General features: G+C 68.1%; 14 protein-coding genes. 2 read left to right on the top strand and 12 right to left on the bottom strand.

From position 1 onward, the window contains the following. Positions 1–14: 14 nt before the first annotated feature. Both E1182_RS01370 and E1182_RS01365 read right to left on the bottom strand, forming a co-directional pair. Complete coding sequence (locus tag E1182_RS01370) at positions 15–755, bottom strand: FkbM family methyltransferase (RefSeq protein ID WP_132260766.1); 741 nt, start codon at positions 753–755, stop codon at positions 15–17. A 13-nt stretch (positions 756–768) separates the two neighbouring features. Further along, positions 769–1,620, bottom strand: coding sequence for a hypothetical protein (locus E1182_RS01365; protein WP_132260765.1), 852 nt, complete (start codon positions 1,618–1,620; stop codon positions 769–771). Between the two features lie 921 nt (positions 1,621–2,541). Between E1182_RS01365 and E1182_RS01360 the strand changes: the two genes are divergently transcribed. Further along, positions 2,542–4,854 (top strand): TIM-barrel domain-containing protein, encoded by a 2,313-nt coding sequence (locus E1182_RS01360; RefSeq protein ID WP_243705965.1) that lies wholly within the window; start codon positions 2,542–2,544, stop codon positions 4,852–4,854. Positions 4,855–5,121: 267 nt separating this feature from the next. Here the strand turns inward: E1182_RS01360 and E1182_RS01355 are convergent, their stop codons facing one another. From E1182_RS01355 to E1182_RS01310, 10 genes are all read right to left on the bottom strand, one after another. Next, a complete protein-coding gene (locus tag E1182_RS01355) occupies positions 5,122–6,336 on the bottom strand; it encodes an MFS transporter (protein ID WP_132260764.1) in 1,215 nt (404 codons plus the stop codon). Further along, entirely contained in the window at positions 6,333–7,421 is a 1,089-nt protein-coding gene (locus E1182_RS01350) for a hypothetical protein (protein WP_165942464.1), read from the bottom strand. Before E1182_RS01350 ends, E1182_RS01355 begins: the two co-directional genes overlap by 4 nt. 38 nt (positions 7,422–7,459) lie before the next feature. Beyond that, on the bottom strand, positions 7,460–8,506 hold the full coding sequence (locus E1182_RS01345; protein ID WP_132260762.1) for a glycosyltransferase family 2 protein: 1,047 nt from the start codon (positions 8,504–8,506) through the stop codon (positions 7,460–7,462). Continuing rightward, the gene (locus E1182_RS01340; protein ID WP_132260761.1) at positions 8,503–9,768 is read right to left on the bottom strand and encodes a DegT/DnrJ/EryC1/StrS aminotransferase family protein; all 1,266 of its coding nucleotides are present in this window, start codon (positions 9,766–9,768) and stop codon (positions 8,503–8,505) included. Before E1182_RS01340 ends, E1182_RS01345 begins: the two co-directional genes overlap by 4 nt. Further along, a complete protein-coding gene (locus E1182_RS01335) occupies positions 9,768–10,997 on the bottom strand; it encodes a glycosyltransferase (RefSeq protein WP_132260760.1) in 1,230 nt (409 codons plus the stop codon). The genes E1182_RS01340 and E1182_RS01335 overlap by 1 nt, the downstream gene beginning before the upstream one ends. 855 nt (positions 10,998–11,852) lie before the next feature. Further along, positions 11,853–12,587, bottom strand: coding sequence for an HAD family phosphatase (locus E1182_RS01330; RefSeq protein WP_132260759.1), 735 nt, complete (start codon positions 12,585–12,587; stop codon positions 11,853–11,855). A 344-nt stretch (positions 12,588–12,931) separates the two neighbouring features. Next, positions 12,932–14,692 (bottom strand): amylo-alpha-1,6-glucosidase, encoded by a 1,761-nt coding sequence (locus E1182_RS01325; RefSeq protein ID WP_132260758.1) that lies wholly within the window; start codon positions 14,690–14,692, stop codon positions 12,932–12,934. A gap of 32 nt (positions 14,693–14,724) precedes the next feature. Further along, the gene (locus tag E1182_RS01320; protein ID WP_132260757.1) at positions 14,725–15,543 is read right to left on the bottom strand and encodes a carbohydrate ABC transporter permease; all 819 of its coding nucleotides are present in this window, start codon (positions 15,541–15,543) and stop codon (positions 14,725–14,727) included. Beyond that, positions 15,540–16,514, bottom strand: coding sequence for a carbohydrate ABC transporter permease (locus tag E1182_RS01315; RefSeq protein ID WP_132260756.1), 975 nt, complete (start codon positions 16,512–16,514; stop codon positions 15,540–15,542). The genes E1182_RS01320 and E1182_RS01315 overlap by 4 nt, the downstream gene beginning before the upstream one ends. A 9-nt stretch (positions 16,515–16,523) precedes the next feature. Beyond that, complete coding sequence (locus E1182_RS01310) at positions 16,524–17,777, bottom strand: extracellular solute-binding protein (protein ID WP_132260755.1); 1,254 nt, start codon at positions 17,775–17,777, stop codon at positions 16,524–16,526. A gap of 337 nt (positions 17,778–18,114) precedes the next feature. Between E1182_RS01310 and E1182_RS01305 the strand changes: the two genes are divergently transcribed. After that, on the top strand, positions 18,115–19,125 hold the full coding sequence (locus E1182_RS01305) for a LacI family DNA-binding transcriptional regulator (protein ID WP_132260754.1): 1,011 nt from the start codon (positions 18,115–18,117) through the stop codon (positions 19,123–19,125). The last annotated feature ends 66 nt before the right edge of the window (positions 19,126–19,191 follow it).

Genomic DNA, 19,191 nt, shown 5'->3' with positions numbered 1-19,191 from the left:
CTGTGCTTCGAAGTTCACATTGATGGCCGATTCGCGTAGACGACATAGGTCACGATCGCAGTGGGAATCATCGGTGCCTGCATCACGGTTGGTCGCAGGCCATGCTGGATGAGCAGGTCACACATGTCCTCGAGACGCCCCGCGAGATCCTGCACCTCGATGATGACCTGGTCGATGAGGTCCCAGTGGGGTGGGTCGATACCGAGCAGGATGTCGAGCTCGGCTCCCTCGACGTCAATCTTCAACAGGTCGACGCGGCGGTCGTCCGGCAGGAACGAGGAGAGTCGGCGAACATCAGTGCGTACCTCGTATCCGCTGTGCAGGCGGTCGATGTAGGCAGCCGGCTCAAAGTCGTACAGCACGCGTTTCTGTAGTTCCTTCTGTTTGGGATATCTGGTCGAGTTCCCGGGTAGCAGTGGATAGTAGGTGAACGGAACGTCTTCCTCATCTTCCCGGCCGAGCGCGCACTGGTGCAGCGCGACCTTCGTCCACCCGTAGTGTTCCACGTTGTGGAGTAGTGCCTTCGCTGGTTCGGGCATTGGCTCGAAGGCGAGGATCTCGGCCGATTCCTGACGTTGCCGGATGAAGAGCATGAAGAGGCCGATGTTTGCGCCCACGTCGACGACGAACGGCTGGTCTGGAAGCTGAATACCGTCATAGCAGCCATGTTCGAAGATCTCGTTGTACTGCCACATGATCTCCTTTACGCTCGGACCCACCCAGGTCAGGTTGTCCTTGAGCTGTGCCACCTTCATGTCCGGCACCTTCTTACCTCTCGTCGCCGCTTATCATGCGGTAGTGCTGCCACAGGTCATAGTAAGGAAGTGTTCCACCCTCGGTGCGAAATCGTTGCCACTCCCCGGCCCAATGGACCAGTAGGACCCGGTTCACCTGGGATGGGATGAGCCGGCCCGCGTCGACCCGACCGATATCGTGGCCGGCCCACTGTTCCTGCGGGATATCTGGGTCGTTCTTCTCTGCGGCGATGGTCCACAGACTCGAGTACGGCCGCCCTGACGTCACAATGAGATAGTTCAACAGGGGTTGCTCACGGCAGAGTAGTTCCATGTGTGGCGCCAGGGACAGTGGTGCGGAGAGATCCCCCCAGACCGCCTCGGGATCGAGCAACCCGGCACGCGACACCACGAACCCGGTGTTGGCGGCGTACTCTATCTGTTCGCGCCGCAGGGCGTTGGTCTGAAAAATCGAATCACGCCAAACCCAGTGTCGTATGCGGGGAATGTCGGAGTGGGAGGTCACGAAGTCGTATCGCGACAGATGATCGAAGGCAAAGTCTATCGATTCGAGCACGATTGTGTCGGAGTCGATGTAGACGAACTCCTCGAACGGTCCCCTCCACATCGCCAGCTTTCGGTACTGGCCCATCGTGCTGCCGTCGTGGAACTGCTCGCTGATGGCGTCGCAACGTCGTAGCGTGTCGTTGTCGCGCCAGATCGTGAAGTTGTACCGGTCGGCCAGCCCGCTGATGCGCGCGAAATTATCCGCGAACGGCACCAGGCACAGCGGGATCGTCGGATTGTGGATCCGGAAACTGTTGAGGAATCCGATGGCCTGTTCCAGGATGTCGTCGTTGGCGAGGAAATAGGCGCCGCGCTGCATGTTGCCTCCGGAAGAAGTGGACCAAGGGGGTCGGCCCCGAACTCATCTGGCTGCGTCGGAATCGTCGGCTGCTGGCCGTCGAGATGCAGGGCGGTGACGGGCGGGAATTCGCTTCACCTCACCTGAAACAGCGTTCCTGGCCCACCCAGTTTGCTGTTGACGGCGTGAGCGTCAATTTGCGGACAATGTGCGCGCTCATTGTCAGCGATCATACGTGGTGCTCGGGTACGGGCAAACACGATGACGGACTGAGTCGCGATGGTGGTGGCCGGAACCCTTCGGTGGTGGTGGTCGGCTGAGCCTGGGGGCCGAGCGTTTGATCTGCAGAGGGTGCCTGACGAGTTGTGGCAGGGTCGGATCCGTTGGTCCCCGCCGCCCTGACGTCGGCCAGGGTGGGTGCGCTGCCGTTCACGGCCTGGATCGCCGCCGGGCCCTGGCGTAGGTGGCACGTCGCACGTCTGGACGGTAGGGGCTCCGGTGGATAGTCCGGTCTGATTCAGCACGAGACATGTTCAACTGTCCGTCCTGCGCAGTTGAGCACGAGCCGGCAGGGACGCCCCGCGACCTTCAACGCCTGGCCCTGCTGAGGTCCGAGTGAGTTTCTGACGTGCGGGTGTCACCAGGCAGCGGGTGCGAGGCCGGGCAAGCACCTTGGAAGTCGCGGCAGCCGTAGCAGGTGCGGGTTTCGATTCCGTCGCCGTCCGGTACGGCCGAGCCGAATCGCTGTACCCTTCCGGGCAGCGCTGCGTGGTCGCGCAGCCCCCCATTCCGCTTAACGATGATGTCATACGGCACTCACCAGTCTCAATTTGACGATGGACGGCTCCGTGGATCGGTCCGTACGGATCGGGTGCGGGCTATGGTTCAGTACGCCTGCCGGTAGTACATGTTGTCTGTGTGGTGGCCATGAGGTCTGCCACGATGGTGACTTGGGAGCAGCATATGCCGTATCACCCTCCGCTGGTAAAACGCGAGTACTTCGTCGCGCCTCCACCTGAGCTTCCGGTGCGCGATTATGGAGAGGAGGGGTTGTCGGCTGTGCAGGAGGCTCAGGTCGTCGCGCAGGCAGCTGCTTCGGTCACCCTGGTGGCGACGACATCTGCTGGCGAGGAACTCTATGTCGACCTGACCGCCGCGGCGGAGGGTGTCGTCAGGGTGCGCCTGTCGGCGGAGCCGGCGGCGCGGCCCACGGTGACCCGTATTCTCGAGTTGGTCCATGCCGACAGCTATGAGCACGCGAAAGTGTCGGTCGAATGCGGGACAGTCGTGGTCGACGCCGGTCCGGTCCGTGCGGTGGCCACGCTCAGCCCTTGGTCGCTGCGCTACACGGACGCGACCACCAAGACCCTGGTGGGCCAGAATCGAGGCGAGAGGGATATCTCCACCAGGCTGCGGACCTTGCCGTTCGGTCGCTCTCTGGTCAACGGCGAGCCGGTGGCCTACCACGAGTCCTTCACCTGTACCCCGGACGAGGCATTCGCGGGATTCGGGGAACGCTTCGCTCAATTGAACGCGCGCGGTCAGCGCCCGCTGATGTGGAACTTTGACGCGTTCGGCGCGGACTCGATCCGTGCCTACAAGAACGTTCCGCTTTACCTGTCCAGCCGCGGTTACGGAGTCCTGGTCAACTCCGGTGCGCCTGTCGAGTTCGACATGGCTCAGTCCACGCATGGCGTGGTCGAGATCGTCGTTCCCGACGACGTGCTGGAGTACTTCATCCTCGCGGGAGAGCCGGTCGAGATCCTGGACCGCTACAACCGTCTGACCTCACCTCCCGTCCTGCCCCCCAAGTGGGCCTTCGGCACCTGGATCTCCTCGGGCTTCGCTCGCGACAACCAGCAACGGTTCACGGCGCGCGGTGCCACGATCCGCGAGCGGGGGATTCCCTGCGACGTCCTCCACCTCGACACGTATTGGCAGGTGGGCGGAAGTTGGTCGGACATGCGGTGGGACGACGCCAACTTCCCCGAGCCCGACAAGATGTTCGACGATCTCGAGCAGCAAGGTTTCAAGGTTTGCCTGTGGATGAACCCCTACATCTCACATGAGTCGCCGGTGTTCGCCGTGGGTGACGAGCGTGGCTACTTCCTCAGAAATGGTGTGGGGGAGACGTATGTCGCTGATGTTTGGCATGGGTATCAGCCGGATAGCGGCATCGTGGACTTCACCAATCCCGAGGCCAGGGAGTGGTGGAAGGAGTTGTTGCGTCCTCCGCTGCGTGCTGGCGCCGCGCTGTACAAGACCGATTTCGGCGAAGGAGTGCCGGCCGACGCGGTCGCTCACAACGGGATGACCGGTACCGAACTGCACAACGTTTACGCGCTGCTGTTCAATGACGCGGTGTGCGAGGTGACCCGCGAGGTGCACGGCTATGACTTTGTGTGGACGCGTTCGTCGTTCGTCGGCGGACAGCGGCACTCGGCCCAGTGGTCGGGCGATGTCCAGACTTCCTGGGCTGGGCTCGGATCGACCATTCGGGCTGGGGCCAGCCATGGCCTCTCGGGTGTGCCGTTCTGGTCGCACGACGCCGGTGGCTTCAATGGCAGGCCGAGCGACGACTTGTACGTCCGCTGGGCACAGTTCGGCGCGTTCTCACCCCTGCTGCGGTTCCACGGCACGAAGACCCGGGACCTGTGGGAGTTCAGTGACGAGGTCGAACGACTGATCACTCAGGCATTGAGGCTTCGCTACCACTTTGCTCCCTACCTCTACTCGGCGGCGGTGCGCTCGTCGCGTTCCGGCGAGCCGATGCTCCGTGCGCTCAACGTCGACAATCCCGAGGACCCGGTCGCGTGGAGCGCTGACCAGGAGTATCGGTTCGGGCGAGACCTTCTGGTCGCTCCCGTCAACGATCCGTCGGGCGAACGTATGGTCTATCTGCCGGTCGGGAAGTGGGTCGACTACTGGACCAAGGCCGTTGTCGAGGGCGGCCGTTACATCAAGACAAAGCACGGACTGGAGACCTTTCCCCTGTTCGTCCGCTATGGCGCGATCATTCCCACGGTGGAACCGGGCGAGCGCATCGGCGACGGCCGGTTCACCGCGATCACCCTTCAGGTCTGGGGTCGGCCCGATCGCGGGATCACGATCTCCGACGTCGACGGCGACACCGTCGTGGATGTTTCCGGTGACTCGCCTGTGACGCTGGTTGCGGTGGGGCCCGCCGACATCATTAATGTCGAAGCAGTGGATGTGGATGGTACCCCGTCAGAGATCAGATTCGTGAGAACGTGAGCTGTGAGGCTGCATCTGCAACGGCAACACCGGGTGCCCGCACCGAGACGGGTCATCGGTCCACGTTGTCGGGAGATCGAGCTGTCGGTCAATCAACCAGTTCCCGTCGCCGAGGTCCGACTACGCCGGTCGTCTCTCCGGTCAGCAGACGCGCTGGCGGAACGGCGGTAGGCCACCGTGTTGTCGGGACAGGAGCCGGGGCTGGTGGACCACGCGCTGGTGGCGTCGACACGGGGTGAAGGCGTCCTTTCCTAGATCACGCCGGGTTCACCGGTTCCCGCCAACGGGGCTGGTCCGCCGCGCGGCGGTTGTCGCGACCCCGGTCTCGGCCAGTGCCACGGCGAGGGCCAGCAGCAGCACGATCCCGCCGACCAGCGCGGTGGCGCGCACCCCGAGCGTGGGGAGGACGATGCCGCCAAGGAGCGAGCCGGCGGCGATGCCGACGTTGTAGGCCGCCGAGTTGCCGGCCGAGGCGACGTCGGTGCGTCCGGGTGCCACCTCCATGACTCGGTTGGACAGGGCCGGTGTGAGCGCCCCCATCGCAAACCCTGTCAGCGAGAGCAGCACCGCGACTGGCAGCGTCGCCTCGGCGAGCCAGAACATGCCCAGGTGGGCGGCGGCCAGCAGCGCCAGCGGGACGATGACCGCCAGCCGTTGGTGACGGTCGGTGGCCCACCCGCCCGCGCTGATGCCGATGAAGTCGGCGACGCCGCGGGCCAGCAGCACCGCGCTGAGCGCCGCCGCCGGCAGACCGCTGACGGTGGTGAGGAAGACCGACGTGTATGTGAAGGCGGTGAAGAGTCCGGCGACCGACAGTGCCGTCGTGATGATCACGATGGCGTAGCGGCGCGCCTCGGGATTGGTGCCGGTGGCTGCGTGCTCCTGCTCGGGTGGCACCGACGGCATCAGCATGACGATGGCCAGGAAGGCGACCAACGCCAGGCTGGCCAGCGCGAGGAAGGCGACCCGCCAACCCGCCTGCTGTCCCAGCCAGGTGCCCGCCGGCACCCCGAGCATGGGGCCGAGCGCGGCCCCGGAGAACACCACCGACATCACCCGTCCCCGCACGTGGACGGGGAACATCCCGGCTGCGGCGGGGGCCGCGACCGCCCAGAACAACGCCTGGGTGATCGCGATCACGACCCTGGCCCCGAGCAGCACCCCGTAGGTGGGTGCGGTCGCCGAGACCACGGTCGCGACCACCAGCAATCCCAGCAGGGTGCTCATCAGCCGGCGACGTGGGATGCGCCGGGTGGCGTAGGTCAACGGCAGCGACACCACCGCGACCACGACGGCGTACCCGGTAACCAGCGTGCCGGCCATGGACATGGAGACATTGAGATCGGCCGAAACGAGCGGCAGGATCCCGATGGGCAGGGTCTCCATCGCGACGTAGCAGAACGCGGTGACGGCCAGAGAGACCAGCGCGCCGGCTCGGCGTAGCCGCATCGACGACGTTTCGGTGACTACCGGAGCGGTCATGCCGCCCACCCGTCCCGTGCCCGGACCCGGTCCAGCGCGGCCAGGATCATCTTGTCCGGCACCAGCGTCAGCGGCAGCCCACCCGGGCTCGTCACAGTCGCCCCCGGCGCCTGCAACAGCACCATCGGAACGTCACCGGCGCTGCCCGCCAGGTAGCCTCGCTTGTTGTCCGTGGCAAGCCGCGCCCGCAGTGCGGCCGGGTCGACCCAGTCGAGCGCGGTCGTCGGCGCGGGTAGGCGGAGCGGGCCGACGACCTTGTAGTGCGCCTCCGTGCCCTCCTCGTCGAGATGGCCGAGCATGGTGCTGACCTCGGCGGCTACCAGCATCCCCCACGCCACCGCCTCGCCGTGGCCCATCGCGCCCCCGGACATGAACTCCAGCGCGTGACCCACGGTGTGGCCATACTCGAAGACAAGGGCCTCGCGTCGCTCGTGTGGATCGCGGGCGAGCAGTGGCTTCTTGGCGGTGAAGCCGATCCGCCACAGCGCCTGCAGGGCCGCCGCGGGCCTGGTGTCCAGCTGCGCCACCGCGGTCACGAACCTGCCGCGCTCATCGGGCACCACGGCCAACACGTTCTTGGCCATCTCGGCGACCCCGGTGAGCATCTCCCGTGGCGGAATGGTGGTGAGCCAGGTCAGGTCGCAGGCGATGAGCGCCGGCTGGAAGTAGGCACCAGACAGGTTCTTCCCCGCGGCGAGATTGACCGCCTGCTTCAGTGACAGCACGGCGTCGAATGCCGCGATAGGGGTGGTGGGCAGGTGGATCAGCCGCACCCCGCGGTACAGCAGGGCCGCCGCCAGCCCGGCGATGTTGGCCACCAGACCGCCGCCCATGGCGACTACCGTGCCGCCGCGGTCGAAGCCGCGCTCCACGGCGTACTCCGACAGGGTCTCCACCAGCGAAAGCCTCTTCTGCTGCTCGACGGCCTCCACCACGAACGGGTGCACCGGCACCTTCCGGCGCAGCACCGCACGGTCGACAACGAAGAGCACCGGCCCCCCGGCCACCTCGTCCAGCACCGTGTCGAGCAGCGCGGTGCCGCAGTCAAACCCGTAGTGGTACGGCACCCCTCGTGTGCCGAACACCAGGTTCTCCGTGTGCAACAGGACGTCCTCCCCAGGACCTATGCGGCCGGGTCGCGGTCGGGCGACCGGAAGCCGGTGAACAACAGGACCGGTCGGCGCAGGCGGACCGCCTCCGCGACCGCCCCGAGGTCGAAGACCCACTCCAGCATCGTGCGCGCCGCCGCATGGCTGAGCCGGCGCGGCGGCTCATCATCGGCGTACCGGAGGACGGCGCCCAGGCCGACCGCGGTGGCGCCTGCGACGGGCAGCAGCAGCAGGCTCCGTCCCCGGGAACGGTGTGCCGTGACCACGGCGATCCCGGCGGTCAGGCCGAGGGCGACGATCGGCATCAACCGGGGCCGGCGCAGGTGTGGGTACACCGTGGACAGCCACTGCTCGGATCGGCCGTACCCGTACAGCCGCCGGCACACCGAGCGGACCGTGTCGGTGCTCATCCGGTCGTGGGTCACCAGCGCGTCCGGGTCGGACCGGATGATCCAGCCCCGGCCGGTGAGCCGGAGTCCCAGGTCGACATCCTCGCCGCCGGTGGCCCCGACGGTCCGCTCGGCGAAGCCGCCCACGGCCCGCAGGGCTGACCGGCGCAGGAAGAGGTTGCTGGTGGTGGCCCAGGCCAGCGGCCGGCCGGCGCCCGGCATCTCCAGGTCGCCGTTGAGCAGGTGCGAGCGTCGCATGATCTCGAACACCCGGGTCTTGCTGTGCTCAACCACCGTCGGGCCAGCGATGCCCACCACCTGCGGCGGGGCGGCGCGCATCCCGGCAACGTACCGGCGCAGCAGGTCGGGCGAGGCGCGGCAGTCCGAGTCGATGAACAACAGCAGGTCGTGCACGGCCAGCTCGGCACCGCGATTGCGTTTTGCGCCCACATGGCGCGGGCCGCGCACGTAGCGGGCGCCGTACCGGTCGCAGTTGATCTGGTGCTGGCGGGCGTCCTGGGGCGTCGAGTCGTCGACCAGGATCGTCTCGACCGTTTCCGGGCACTGTGCCGCCGCCACCATGATGCTCTGGAGCATGCGCCGGGTCTCGGCGACCCGCCCCTTCACCGGGACGATCACCGAGACACCCGGTCGGTCGGTCCCGACCGTCATGCCGCACCCGCCACCTTGGCGACAGCCGCCGCCACGTCCGCCATGTCCTGCTCGTCGCCGAGGAACGCGCTGTGGTGCAGCAGCACACTGTGGCTGGCGAGGTGGTCCGCGCCGGGAAACGTTCGGCCGCGGTGGCGGGCGACGAACCGCTCGGTGAGCGGCGCGAGCGCCGGTTTCGTCCACGGCCGCAACAGCGGGCTGCGCGGCAACGGCGGCCGGGGTGGATAGGCACGCATGCCCAGCTCGGCGGTGAGCGCGGCGGCGGCCCAGGCGTTGTCCATGCCCGCTGGCAGCCGGTCGAAGACGATCGGCACCTCGTACAGCGACAGCTGGTCCTGCTCGGGGCGCCGCCGCAGCAGCCGTACCGAGGGCACGTCGGCGAGAAACTCGGCGAGCCGGTCGTAGTTGCGGTTGCGTACCGCGTGCTGCTCGTCCAGCAGCGGCAGCTGGGCGCAGAGCAGCGCGGCGGCGAACTCGCTCAGGCAGAAGTTCGCACCCATCACCGTGGCCGTCTCCCGCAGGTCGAGTTCGCCCTCGCGGGGGTCGTCGCGGTACCGGCGGGAGTCGGCGCGTAGCTCCTCCAGGCGACCGGCCAGGGCGTCGTCGTCGGTCACCACGGCGCCACCCTCACCGCTGGTGAGCACCTTCGAATGCTGCATGCTGAAACAGCCGAGCCGGCCGAGGGTGCCCGCGGCGCGGCCGAGCCAGCGTGCGCCGTGCGCCTGCGCGGCGTCCTCGATGACCGCGCAACCCCGGCCGTCGGCGACTGCGGAGATCGCCGGCACGTCAGCCATCGTCGCGGCCCAGTGCACCACCACGACCGCCCGCACGTTCGGTTCGTCGCGCACAGCGGCGGCGTCGAGGCACCCGGTCTCCCGATCGACGTCGGCCAGCACCGGCAACAGCCCGGCCCGCAGCACGGCGGTCGCCGACGCGGCCCAGGTCAACGCCGGCACCAACACCGGGTCGCCGTGCTCCAGGCCAAGCGACTCCAGCGCCACCACGAGGGCGCTGGACCCGTGGTCGGTGGGCACACAGTGCCGGGCACCCAGGTAGTCGGCGAACTCGCGAGCGAAGCGGCGTTCGAACAGGTCGCCGTGGTGCGGGCTGCTGATCGCCCACCGTCGGCTGTGCAGCACCTCCTGGAGGTACCGGCCGGCCTCAGGCGCGGGTACCGGCCATACCGGCCAGGGGCGGTCCGCCGGACGGACGGCCGGACCACCGTTGACGGCCAGCCGCCCGGTATCCACCGCCGTGCCCATCAGGACTCCAGCCCTGGCGCGCGGACCTCACGGCCGATTCGGCGGGCCTCACGGACGAGGTCCAGCCCCCAGCGGTCGAACATTCCGCGCAGCCGCGACGTGATCAGCACGACGTCCACCGAGTGGTCGGGAAGTGGCGTGCGTAGCCCGAGCGCGTGGTGACCGGTGTACGCGGTGTTGGCGAGAGCCCGCTCCAACAGGTCGCGGTCGAAGTCGAACAGGACCGCCGACGACAGGCCGGCGGGCACCTGCGGGCCGCAGCCGAGCACAGCGACCCGGTCACCCGGTTGCAGCCCCTCGACCGCCTCCTGCAGTTCCTTGGCGACGTCGAGGTCGCGCGCCTCGGCAGCCCAGTCGAGCAGGGCGCGGTAGTCGTTCTCCCAGGACCAGTACTGGTCCTTTGTGAGCAGGGCGTATCCGATCTCGTTGACCGGCTCCGGGTGTTTGTTCAGCAACATCTCGATGTTGTGGTGGTTGCTGTCCATGTTGCTGTCCCACTCACGCTCGTGTGGCCCTTCGATGACCCAAGCGGAGCGGCTCAGTGTGAACGGAATGTTGCGCTGGAAGAGCCGAAAACCTAGTTCCATGTCCTCGACGCCCCATCGCTGGAAATCCTCGTCGAAGCCTCCGACAGCCCAGTAGTCCTCGGTGCGGACGGAACAGTTGGTGGCCCAGAACAGCATCCACGGCACCACCCGGCGGCCCGGATCGAAGTCGCACGCGAGAAACTCGCCGTGCCGGTTGTCCCAAAAGGACGGATCGCCGCTGTAGATGTCGACCACCCGCTCTGGCAGCGCCCGGTCGACCATCGCGGCGAGACCCGGGGTCGGGTCCTCCGGCCGGTAGGCGTACGCGTAGCCGATGACCGCCCTCGGGGTGGCCGGATCGGCGTGTGCGGCCAGGTGGTGTCGCAGGTAGTCGGGGCCAACCAGGGCGCCGGTGTCGAGGAAAACCAGCAGCGGTGCGTCGGCCAGCCGTACCCCGGCGTTGCGGGCGGCGGAGACACGGAATCCCAGGTCCTCCTGGAAGTGGTACTTCAGGCGTAACCGGTCGGCGAAGGACTTCACCACGTCGGGCGTGGCGTCCGAGGAGCCGTCGTCGGCGACGATGACCTCGAACTCGTCGGTGGGCAGGTTCTGGCGGGCCAGTCCGCGAAGGGTCTCGGCGAGCAGGGCGCACCGGTTGTACGTGGGGATGACGACGGAAACTTTTGCAACCTTCGATGACATGGTGGAGGTGGTGACCCTTCCAGGTAGCCGATCGGGGCCGGAGGTGGGCGCGCCCAGGGGATCGTGAGGCCACAGCTGGGATGCTGACGCCTGGGTGGCAGCCGTGTCGAACTCGGCGTGCCGCAACGCCTCCAGCACCACCCGCATCCCGGTGTCGCGATCGACATGGGCTATTGCGGTGAGCATATGTTCCGCCTCGGTATCAGTCGAGAGTCGCGCGTCGCATCCGAAAGGCCCATGCGCTTTCCCGCATCCGCCTGACGCACAGACCGCGCAGCGGGTGCGGGACGCCCAAGGCGCGCCCGCCGGGACCCGACGGGGCGCTGGTCGCCGGGAGTCGGGACGGGCCGTCGGCGGACGTACTCATCGGGCGTGGCACGCCGCGAGCTGGCCCAAGTGTCGGCCACCGGGCGCGCCGCAGCGACGTCGCCGTACCGTACTGTCGTCGCTGGACTGACCGGCGCTGCCCGCAAGCGTGCGGTCGGTGTTCAAGTGCGAATCGGAAACAGTTGCACTCGTCATCCAGTGCTCCGGACGGTCGCCAGGCTGGCGGCTGTCCGAATCGCGATGGCGTCGACAGGCGACGGGGGAGCACGCAGGTGGCTCGGTGGGGATCATCGGTGCCGCCGCCCGAGCTGCGACCGAGGTGCCACCGGCGACGCCGGCGTGATCATCGCGCTAGGTTGCTCCGGAGCGGGACCGGTCCCGCACGACTTGGCGGTGGATGGCTCGGCGTATCGAGTTGAAGCACGCCGCGGTGGGCCGTCCGGATCCAGCCCTGACCGGGATCGGCGCATTTCAGCCGTCGAGCGGGTCTGGTTCTCTTTTACCCAGAGACCGACGACATGACGTCCGTCAAGCCTGCGGTCGGTCGCCGTGCGGCCGGTCGCCCTGCCCGCCCCGCGTGGTGAGCCAGTCGAACACCTCCTCGGCCCGAAATCCCGACATCCCGTCCGCGATCAGCAGATCAGCGGATCGGTACACCGGATCCAGCGGGTCGTCGGGAAGGTACGGGACGGCGACACACCGCATCCCGGCGGCGAGCGCGGCTCGCACCCCCGGCGCGGAATCCTCCAGTACCACGCACCCTTCGGGGGGCACCCCCAACTGGTTCGCGGCGGCGAGGAAGAGGTCCGGCGCCGGCTTGCCACGCGGTACGGCGTCTGCCGAGACCACCACGTTGAACAGCTTGCGCAGCCCGGCGGCGTTGAGAACGACCTCGATGACCTCCGGCGAGGAGCCGGATGCCAGGGCCACCGGGTACCCCCGCTCGTGCAGGAGCGTCAGCAGGCGGCTGGTCTGCGGGTACACGGTGGTGGCCCGGGAGGCCAGCTCCAGGTAGTGGGCGTTCTTCCGCTCGATCAGGACGTCGACCGGCTCCGGCAGCCCGAACCGGCGTACCAGATCGACGATCACCTCGCGGGTGCTCATCCCGATGTACGGGCGCTTCATCTCGACCGTGAAGTCGACGCCGTGGTCCGCGAGCAGCCGCCGCTCGGCGGCGAAGTAGTTGGGCTCACTGTCGACGAGAACGCCGTCGAGGTCGAAGATGACCCCTCGGACGGCCGGTTCCCATGCTCCGTGTCGCACGTCACCCCCCCCCGAAGGCTCGTCCCGCAGGCCAGCCGAACCTGCGGGACGACCATTCTAGCCAGCGGTCGACTACGCTACGGCGTCGGCGACGAGCACGGTGGACCCCGGTACGCCCAACCGGACGGGTACGTGCCGCAACCCGGCGAGCGCCTCGCGCACCGCCGCCTGATGGTGGTTCGGCTCCGAGCGCGGTCTCGGCGGGGATGGTGTCGACCAGTTCCGGTTCGCCGAGGGCGGCCCGGACGAGGCCTTCCATCTCAAGGGTTGGTAGGTGCCAATGCTCTTACCGACCACTTCGCAGGCGGGTCACCAGGTGGTGGCACCACCTGGTGACGCCTGATTCACGGTGTTTTCTCCGCTGGGAAAGGTTGGGTGTTGCCGCCTCCCGGTGGGCGCCGGTGTTCGTAGGCGGCGGCGAGAACGAGGTAGGCGCTGGCCGTCCAGGTGTAGGCGCGGTCGCGTAGCCCGGCGCCGGTGAGGGCGTCGAAGTTCTCGGCGAAGCCGGATTGTTCACACAGGGCACGGAACCGGCTGCTCACCTCGTCGGCCAGTCCGGTGAAGCCGCTGCGCCGCAGCCCGTCCTCGATCAGGACCGTGGCGGGGGCCCAGATCGGGCCACGCCAGTAGCCGTCGGCCTGGTAATGGGGTGAGGTCGGCAGTTCGGTGGCCAGCCCGTGCGGGGTCAGGTGTGCCTTGATCCGGTCGGCCAGGGCCTGTCGGACCGCTTCGGGCAGCTCGTCGCCGAGCACGACGGGCATCAGGTCCAGCAGGCTCGCGCTGGTCCAGGTGCGCCGGGTGCCGGCGGACCGGATGACGAACTCCTGCCCGGTCCACAGCTCCAGCAGCGCCGCCCGCATCTGGTCGGCCTCCTCGGTCCAGGAGGTGGCCTGCTCGGCCAGTCCCAGCTGGCCGGCCAGGTCGGCCAGCTCACGCATCTGCAGTACGAGGAACGCGGCCAGGTCGGCGGACTCGACCACCCGTTCCGGGTCGAACGTCGTGGCGTTGTCCCAGCCGCTGTCGTTGCCGTGCTGGTAGTGCGCCAGCGCCTGCCCGGGCACCCGGCGAGCGGTCAGCCAGAAGCGGGTCCAGCACTCCAACCGCCGGTACGCCTCGACCAGCTCGTCCCGGGCCAGGGTGGGGATGCGCTGGCGGAGCCGGCGCAGCGCCCAGCCGTGGATGGGTGGTTTGACGAAGTTGTACAGCACCTCGGAGTGCGTGACGGAGTCCGGCAGGGCGCCGGAGGTGTCCTGGTGCTCGAACGGCAGCTGGAACTGGTCCCATGCCAGGTCCGCAAGGCCGGACGCCAGGGCGAGCGCGTTGAAGCAGTGATCCCAGCTCCACACCTTGTCCATCCAGTGTTTGGACATCAGCACAGCCGGTCGGGTGACGAACCCGGCGGGGCGTACGGTGGCCGACCACAACACGTAGGCGGCCAGCTCGGCGGCGGGCGTGCGGTCGGTGCGCCAGGGCGCCACCGCCGCCACGAACTCGGCGAACGCGGTGGTGGCCGTCTCGGCGACCTGGTCGAAGGCCAGCGTCGGGCGGTAGGGGGGCCGGGCGTTGTCGTACTCCTCGATCGCCACCTCCCAGGTGTCCGTGTCGGCGAGGACGACACCCCGCTGCGCCGTACCGAGCTGCTGCGCGCCCTCGACGGCGACGGCAGGACCGGAGAGCACTGTGACGCGGTAGCGCCGGCCGGTCTCGTAGAGGGTGAACAGGTACGAGCCGTCGACCGGGTCACGCAGGAAGTACGCCCCGGAGAACGGGGTCAGCACCGGCGCGGCGGCGACGATGCGCAGGCCCAGTCCGGTGCCGCGCACCCGTACGGTGTCGGTGGACTCGTAGGCCAGCTCGATCCGACCGGCGTCGTGGGTCCACGTCAGCCGGGACGGCACTGCCGTGACACTGGTGTCCACCCGGCTGCCGTCGAGGTGCGGGACGAGCCGTAGCACCGGGTGCAGCCCGCTCTGGTGGGACACGAGGTGTACGTCGTCCGCGTAGGTCCTCTCCGCGATGACCGGGGAGAAGTCGAACCAGGATCCGCAGTGGCTGAACGGGATCTCCCGTACCGAGAACTGGGGACCGGGTGGGGCGACGGGCATGCTGATGCTCGCTTTCGCTGGTTGCGGTGGGGTCAGTCCTTCACGGCACCGGTGGTGACGCCGGCCGCGATGTAACGCTGGGCGACGACCAGCAGCACGGCCGCGGGAATCGACGCCACGACCGCGGTTGCCATGATCGCATTCCACTGCTGGTTGTTGTTGCCGATGTAGTTGTAGATGCCGAGGGTGATCGGCCGAAGGGTGCCGCCGCCGTTGAGGGTGGAGGCGAAGATGAAGTCCGACCACGCCCAGAGGAACGCGAAGAGCGCGACGGTGATGCCGGCGTTTCGACTGACCGGCAGGATGACCGACCAGAACGTCCGCAGCGGCCCGGCGCCGTCCACCGTGGCCGCCTGCGTGATCTCCTCGGGGATGCCGGACATGAACGCCTGGAAGATGAGCACCCCGAACGGGACGGCGATCGTCGCGTCGGCGACGATCAGCCCGGGCAGGGTGTTGAGCACGCCCAGGTTCAGGTAGATGGCGTAGAAGCCCATCGCCATGATGATGCCCGGGATCATCTGGGCGACGAGGAGCACGAAGCTCACCAGGCCGCCGCCGGCGGGTCGCAGCTTGGCCAGGGAGTAGCCGGCCGGCGCCGCGATGAGCAGCGTGAGAGCGACCGTCCCGAACCCGACGAGCAGGCTGGTCCCGAGGTGGGGCAGTTGCTGGTCGACGACCGCGCGGTACCCCTCGATCGTGCCGTGGAACGGGAACAGGTCCGGCGGGGTCTTGCGCATGTCCTCGTCCCGGGTGAACGAGACGTTGACCATCCAGTAGACCGGGAACAGCATCAGGGCGGTCAGCACCAGGCCGATTCCGGTTTTCCACCAGGTGGTGGCCCGCTTCATGCCGTACCTCCCTGCCGACGTTGTACGCGGATGTAGACCAGCCCGAACGCCAGCGCCGCCACGATGAGCAGGTTGCCCACCGCGGCGCCTGGCCCGAACTGCGGCAGCAGACTGCCGAAGCCGAGCTGGTACGACCAGGTGGCGAGGGTGGTGGAGGAGTCGGCCGGGCCGCCCTTGGTCATGATCCAGATGATGTCGAAGACCTTGAGCGTGTAGACCAGGCCGAGCAACAGGGTGATCGCGGAGACCGGGCGCAGCAGGGGGAACGTCAGCCGCCAGAACCGTTGCCAGCCGGTGGTCCCGTCCAGCGCGGCGGCCTCGTAGATCTGTTGCGGGATGCCCTGCAGGCCGCTGTAGAGCAGCACCAGGTTGAACGGAATCCCGATCCACACGTTGGCGATGATCACGGAGGCGAGCGACCAGTCCGGCGAGGTGAGCCAGTTCACCGGGTCGATGCCGAGCACCCCGAGGAACGTGTTCACCACGCCGGCCTCGCTGTTGAGCATCCAGGACCAGGTGGACGCCGACACGATCAACGGCAGCAACCACGGCACGAGAAAAAGCGCCCGGAGGGTGGCGGACAGGCGGAAGTGCTGGTGGAAGAAGACCGCCAGCGCCATGCCGATCCCGAACTGGAGCACCAGCGAGGCGGTGGTGAACACGACCGTGTGCGTCAGCGCCGGCACGAACGTCGGGTTGTCGGCCACCTCGCGGTAGTTCGCCAGGCCGATGAAGGGCGCGTCGCCCTGCACGAACGAGCGCACCGTGTAGTCGCGCAGGCTGAGGTCCAGGTTGCGGTAGAGCGGGTAGGCGTAGAAGGCGAGCAGGTAGGCCAGCAGCGGAAGCAGGAAGGCCCAGGCCGCCCACCGTCCCGTGCCGCCCCCCGCCGGCCGGCGGGACGGGCGTGCCCGTGGCCGGGCGGGCTCCTGCGCCGCCAGGCCACGGGACGCCGTCTGCGTCGAGGAAGCCATTCGTCCGCGCTACTTCGTCGCTGCGGCGGCTGCCGACTGCGCTTCCGTCAGCGCGGCCTGCGGAGTCTTCGACCCGCTCAGCGCCGCCTGCACGGCCTTCCACAACTGCTCGGAGATCTGCGGGTACTTCGTGCCGAGGTCGTCGCCGGTGCGCCCCTTGGCGGCCTTGACCGCCTCGACCCACACCTTCAGTTCGGGGTTCTGGGCGACCTGCTTGTCCTGCACCGTCACGGTGGGTGCGATGTACGACAGCGTCGTGTCGGTGGCCAGCAGGTTGTCGCTGCTGGTCAGGCAGGCGACCAGCTTCTGTGAGGTGGTGTACCGGTCGGTCTTCTTCTGCACCGGGATCGTGACGAACTCCCCGCCGGTCGGCGCGGGCGCGGGACCACCCGCCTTGGCCGGGATCGCGATGATGCCGTACTCGAAGCCGAGCTTCTTCGCGTTGCCCAACTGCCAGGTGCCGTTCTCGGCGAAGGCGAAGTCGCCGCTGGCGAACTCCTGCCAGCTCGTCGTCTGCGTGTTGTTGATGACCGAGTTGGGGGCGTGGCCCTTCTTGAGCCAGTCGGTCCACAGGGAGACCGCCGCGGTGCCCTCGGGAGAGTCCAGCTTGGTCAGTTGCGCGCCACTGCCCCAGAACCACGGCAGGAACTGGAAGCTGCCCTCTTCGGTGCCGATGGCGGAGAAGGTGATTCCCTTCTTGCCGGCGGCGGTCACCTTCGCCAGAGCGGCGTTCAGCGCGGCCCAGTCCTTGACCGTCGTCGGGTCCACGTCGGCGGCGTCCAGCACCTTCTTGTTGTAGTAGAGGGCGAGCGTGTTGGCGCCGATCGGCACGCCGTACGTCTTGCCGCCGCTCTGACCGGCGCCGAGCAGGTTCGCCTCCATCACGGAGGTGTCGAGCTTGGTCTCCTCGGTCGTGGTCAGGGTTCCGGCCTCGGCCAGCGTGGACACCACCGGGTTGTCCACGATGAGCACGTCGGGCGAGTTGCCCTGTTGCGCCGCGAGCAGCGCCTTGTTCGTCAGGTCGGTGGTGTCGTAGCCGGTCCGGGTCACGGTCACCCCGGCGTCGGTGCCGCACTTGGCGAGCAGCTTGACCCAGTCCGAGCTGTCGTCGAACTGCGGGTACGGGTCCCAGATGGTGTACGTCCCGCCGGCCGCGTCGCCCGAGCTGTCGCTCTGCGACGAACACGCGACGGTGCCGCCGGCCGCGACCAGGGCCGCCAGCGCCACCCCGAGGGCTCGCTGGCTCCTGCCAAACGATGTCATGACATGTCCCCTTGTCTTTGTTCGGTCGGGAGGCTGCTCCCCGGGGAGGCAGCAGGCTTACGTGCTTTGGGTCGATCATCGAATCGGTTCGCCGAATCGGTTCGACAGAACATAGGTCCGACCGGACCCCCGGTCAAGAGGCGACGGCAGGTTCAGTATCCTCGGCTGAGGCCGGCTCGCAGCCCTCGGCTCGTCCCGTTGACACCGGCTGTCGATCAAACCTAGGCTGGTCGAATCGGTTCGCTGCCCGCGGCGCCCGATAGCGACAGGCCGGGCCGGACGGTGCGCGAAACTGACCACGCGCGTCACAGCAGCGACGCGACGGGCGAGGAGTGAGATGAACATCGGGGAGATCGCCCGTCGGGCCGGCGTGTCGCGCAGCACCGTCTCGTACGCGCTCAGCGGCAAGCGAGCGGTCTCCGATGAGACCCGGCGGCGCATCCAGGCCGTCATCGACGAGCTGGACTACCGCCCCAACGCCGCGGCCCGCGCGCTGAAGGAGGGCCGTACCCGCACCCTCGGGCTGGTGATACCGCCAGCCAGCCTCCGGCTGACCGACATGCAGCTCGGCTTCGTGGCCAGCGTGGTCGAGGCAGCCGCCCGCGCCGACCTCGATGTGCTGCTCTCTCCCTCCGGTGGCGACCACGACCGGTCCTTCGAACGGATCGTCAGCGGTCGCCGGGTCGACGGCGTCATTCTCATGGAGATCCGCCTCGAAGACGAACGTGTCACCCGCCTGCGGCAGACCGGCCTACCGTTCGTCACCATCGGCCACACCGCCAACCCGGAAGGCACCTGCTGGGTGGACGTCGACTACGCCACCCTGGTTGCCCGCTGCGTACATCACCTGACTGACCTCGGTCACCGCCACATCGCACTGGTCAACCGGTCCGCCGAGCTGGTCGCCTCCGGTTACGGTCCCGCCCAGCGTGCGCTGGTCGGGTTCACCGAAGCCATCGCCCAGCGTGGCCTGACCGGAGTCGACCTCTGCTGCGCTGACGACGCCACGGCAGGCGAGGAGTGCCTGCAACGGCTCCGCGACGAACACCCGGACGTCACCGCGATCGTCACCATCAACGAAGCTGCCCTCCCGGGCATCCAACGCGCCCTGGAACAGGCCCGCATCGCGGTGCCCGCAGACCTCTCCATCACCGGCGTTCTGGCCCGCCACTGGGCCGAGGACTTCCGCCCGCCGCTGACCGCCGCGGACGTGCCGACCGAGATGGGCACGCGCGCCGTCGACCTGCTCCTCGAACGCATCGCGACTCCCGACGAGCAGCCCCGGCACCTGTTGTTCACCCCGCCGATCTCGCTGCGCGGCAGCACCGGTCCTGCTCCGCGTCGGTAGGCCCGCCGTACCCGCGACCTGGACGGCCCAGTAGGCAGGCAAGACAAGTGGAATACGTGATCAAAG

The organism is Micromonospora sp. KC721, assembly GCF_004348355.1.
Taxonomy (GTDB): Bacteria; Actinomycetota; Actinomycetes; order Mycobacteriales; family Micromonosporaceae; genus Micromonospora.
This window is presented reverse-complemented; position numbering and strand designations above follow the sequence as displayed.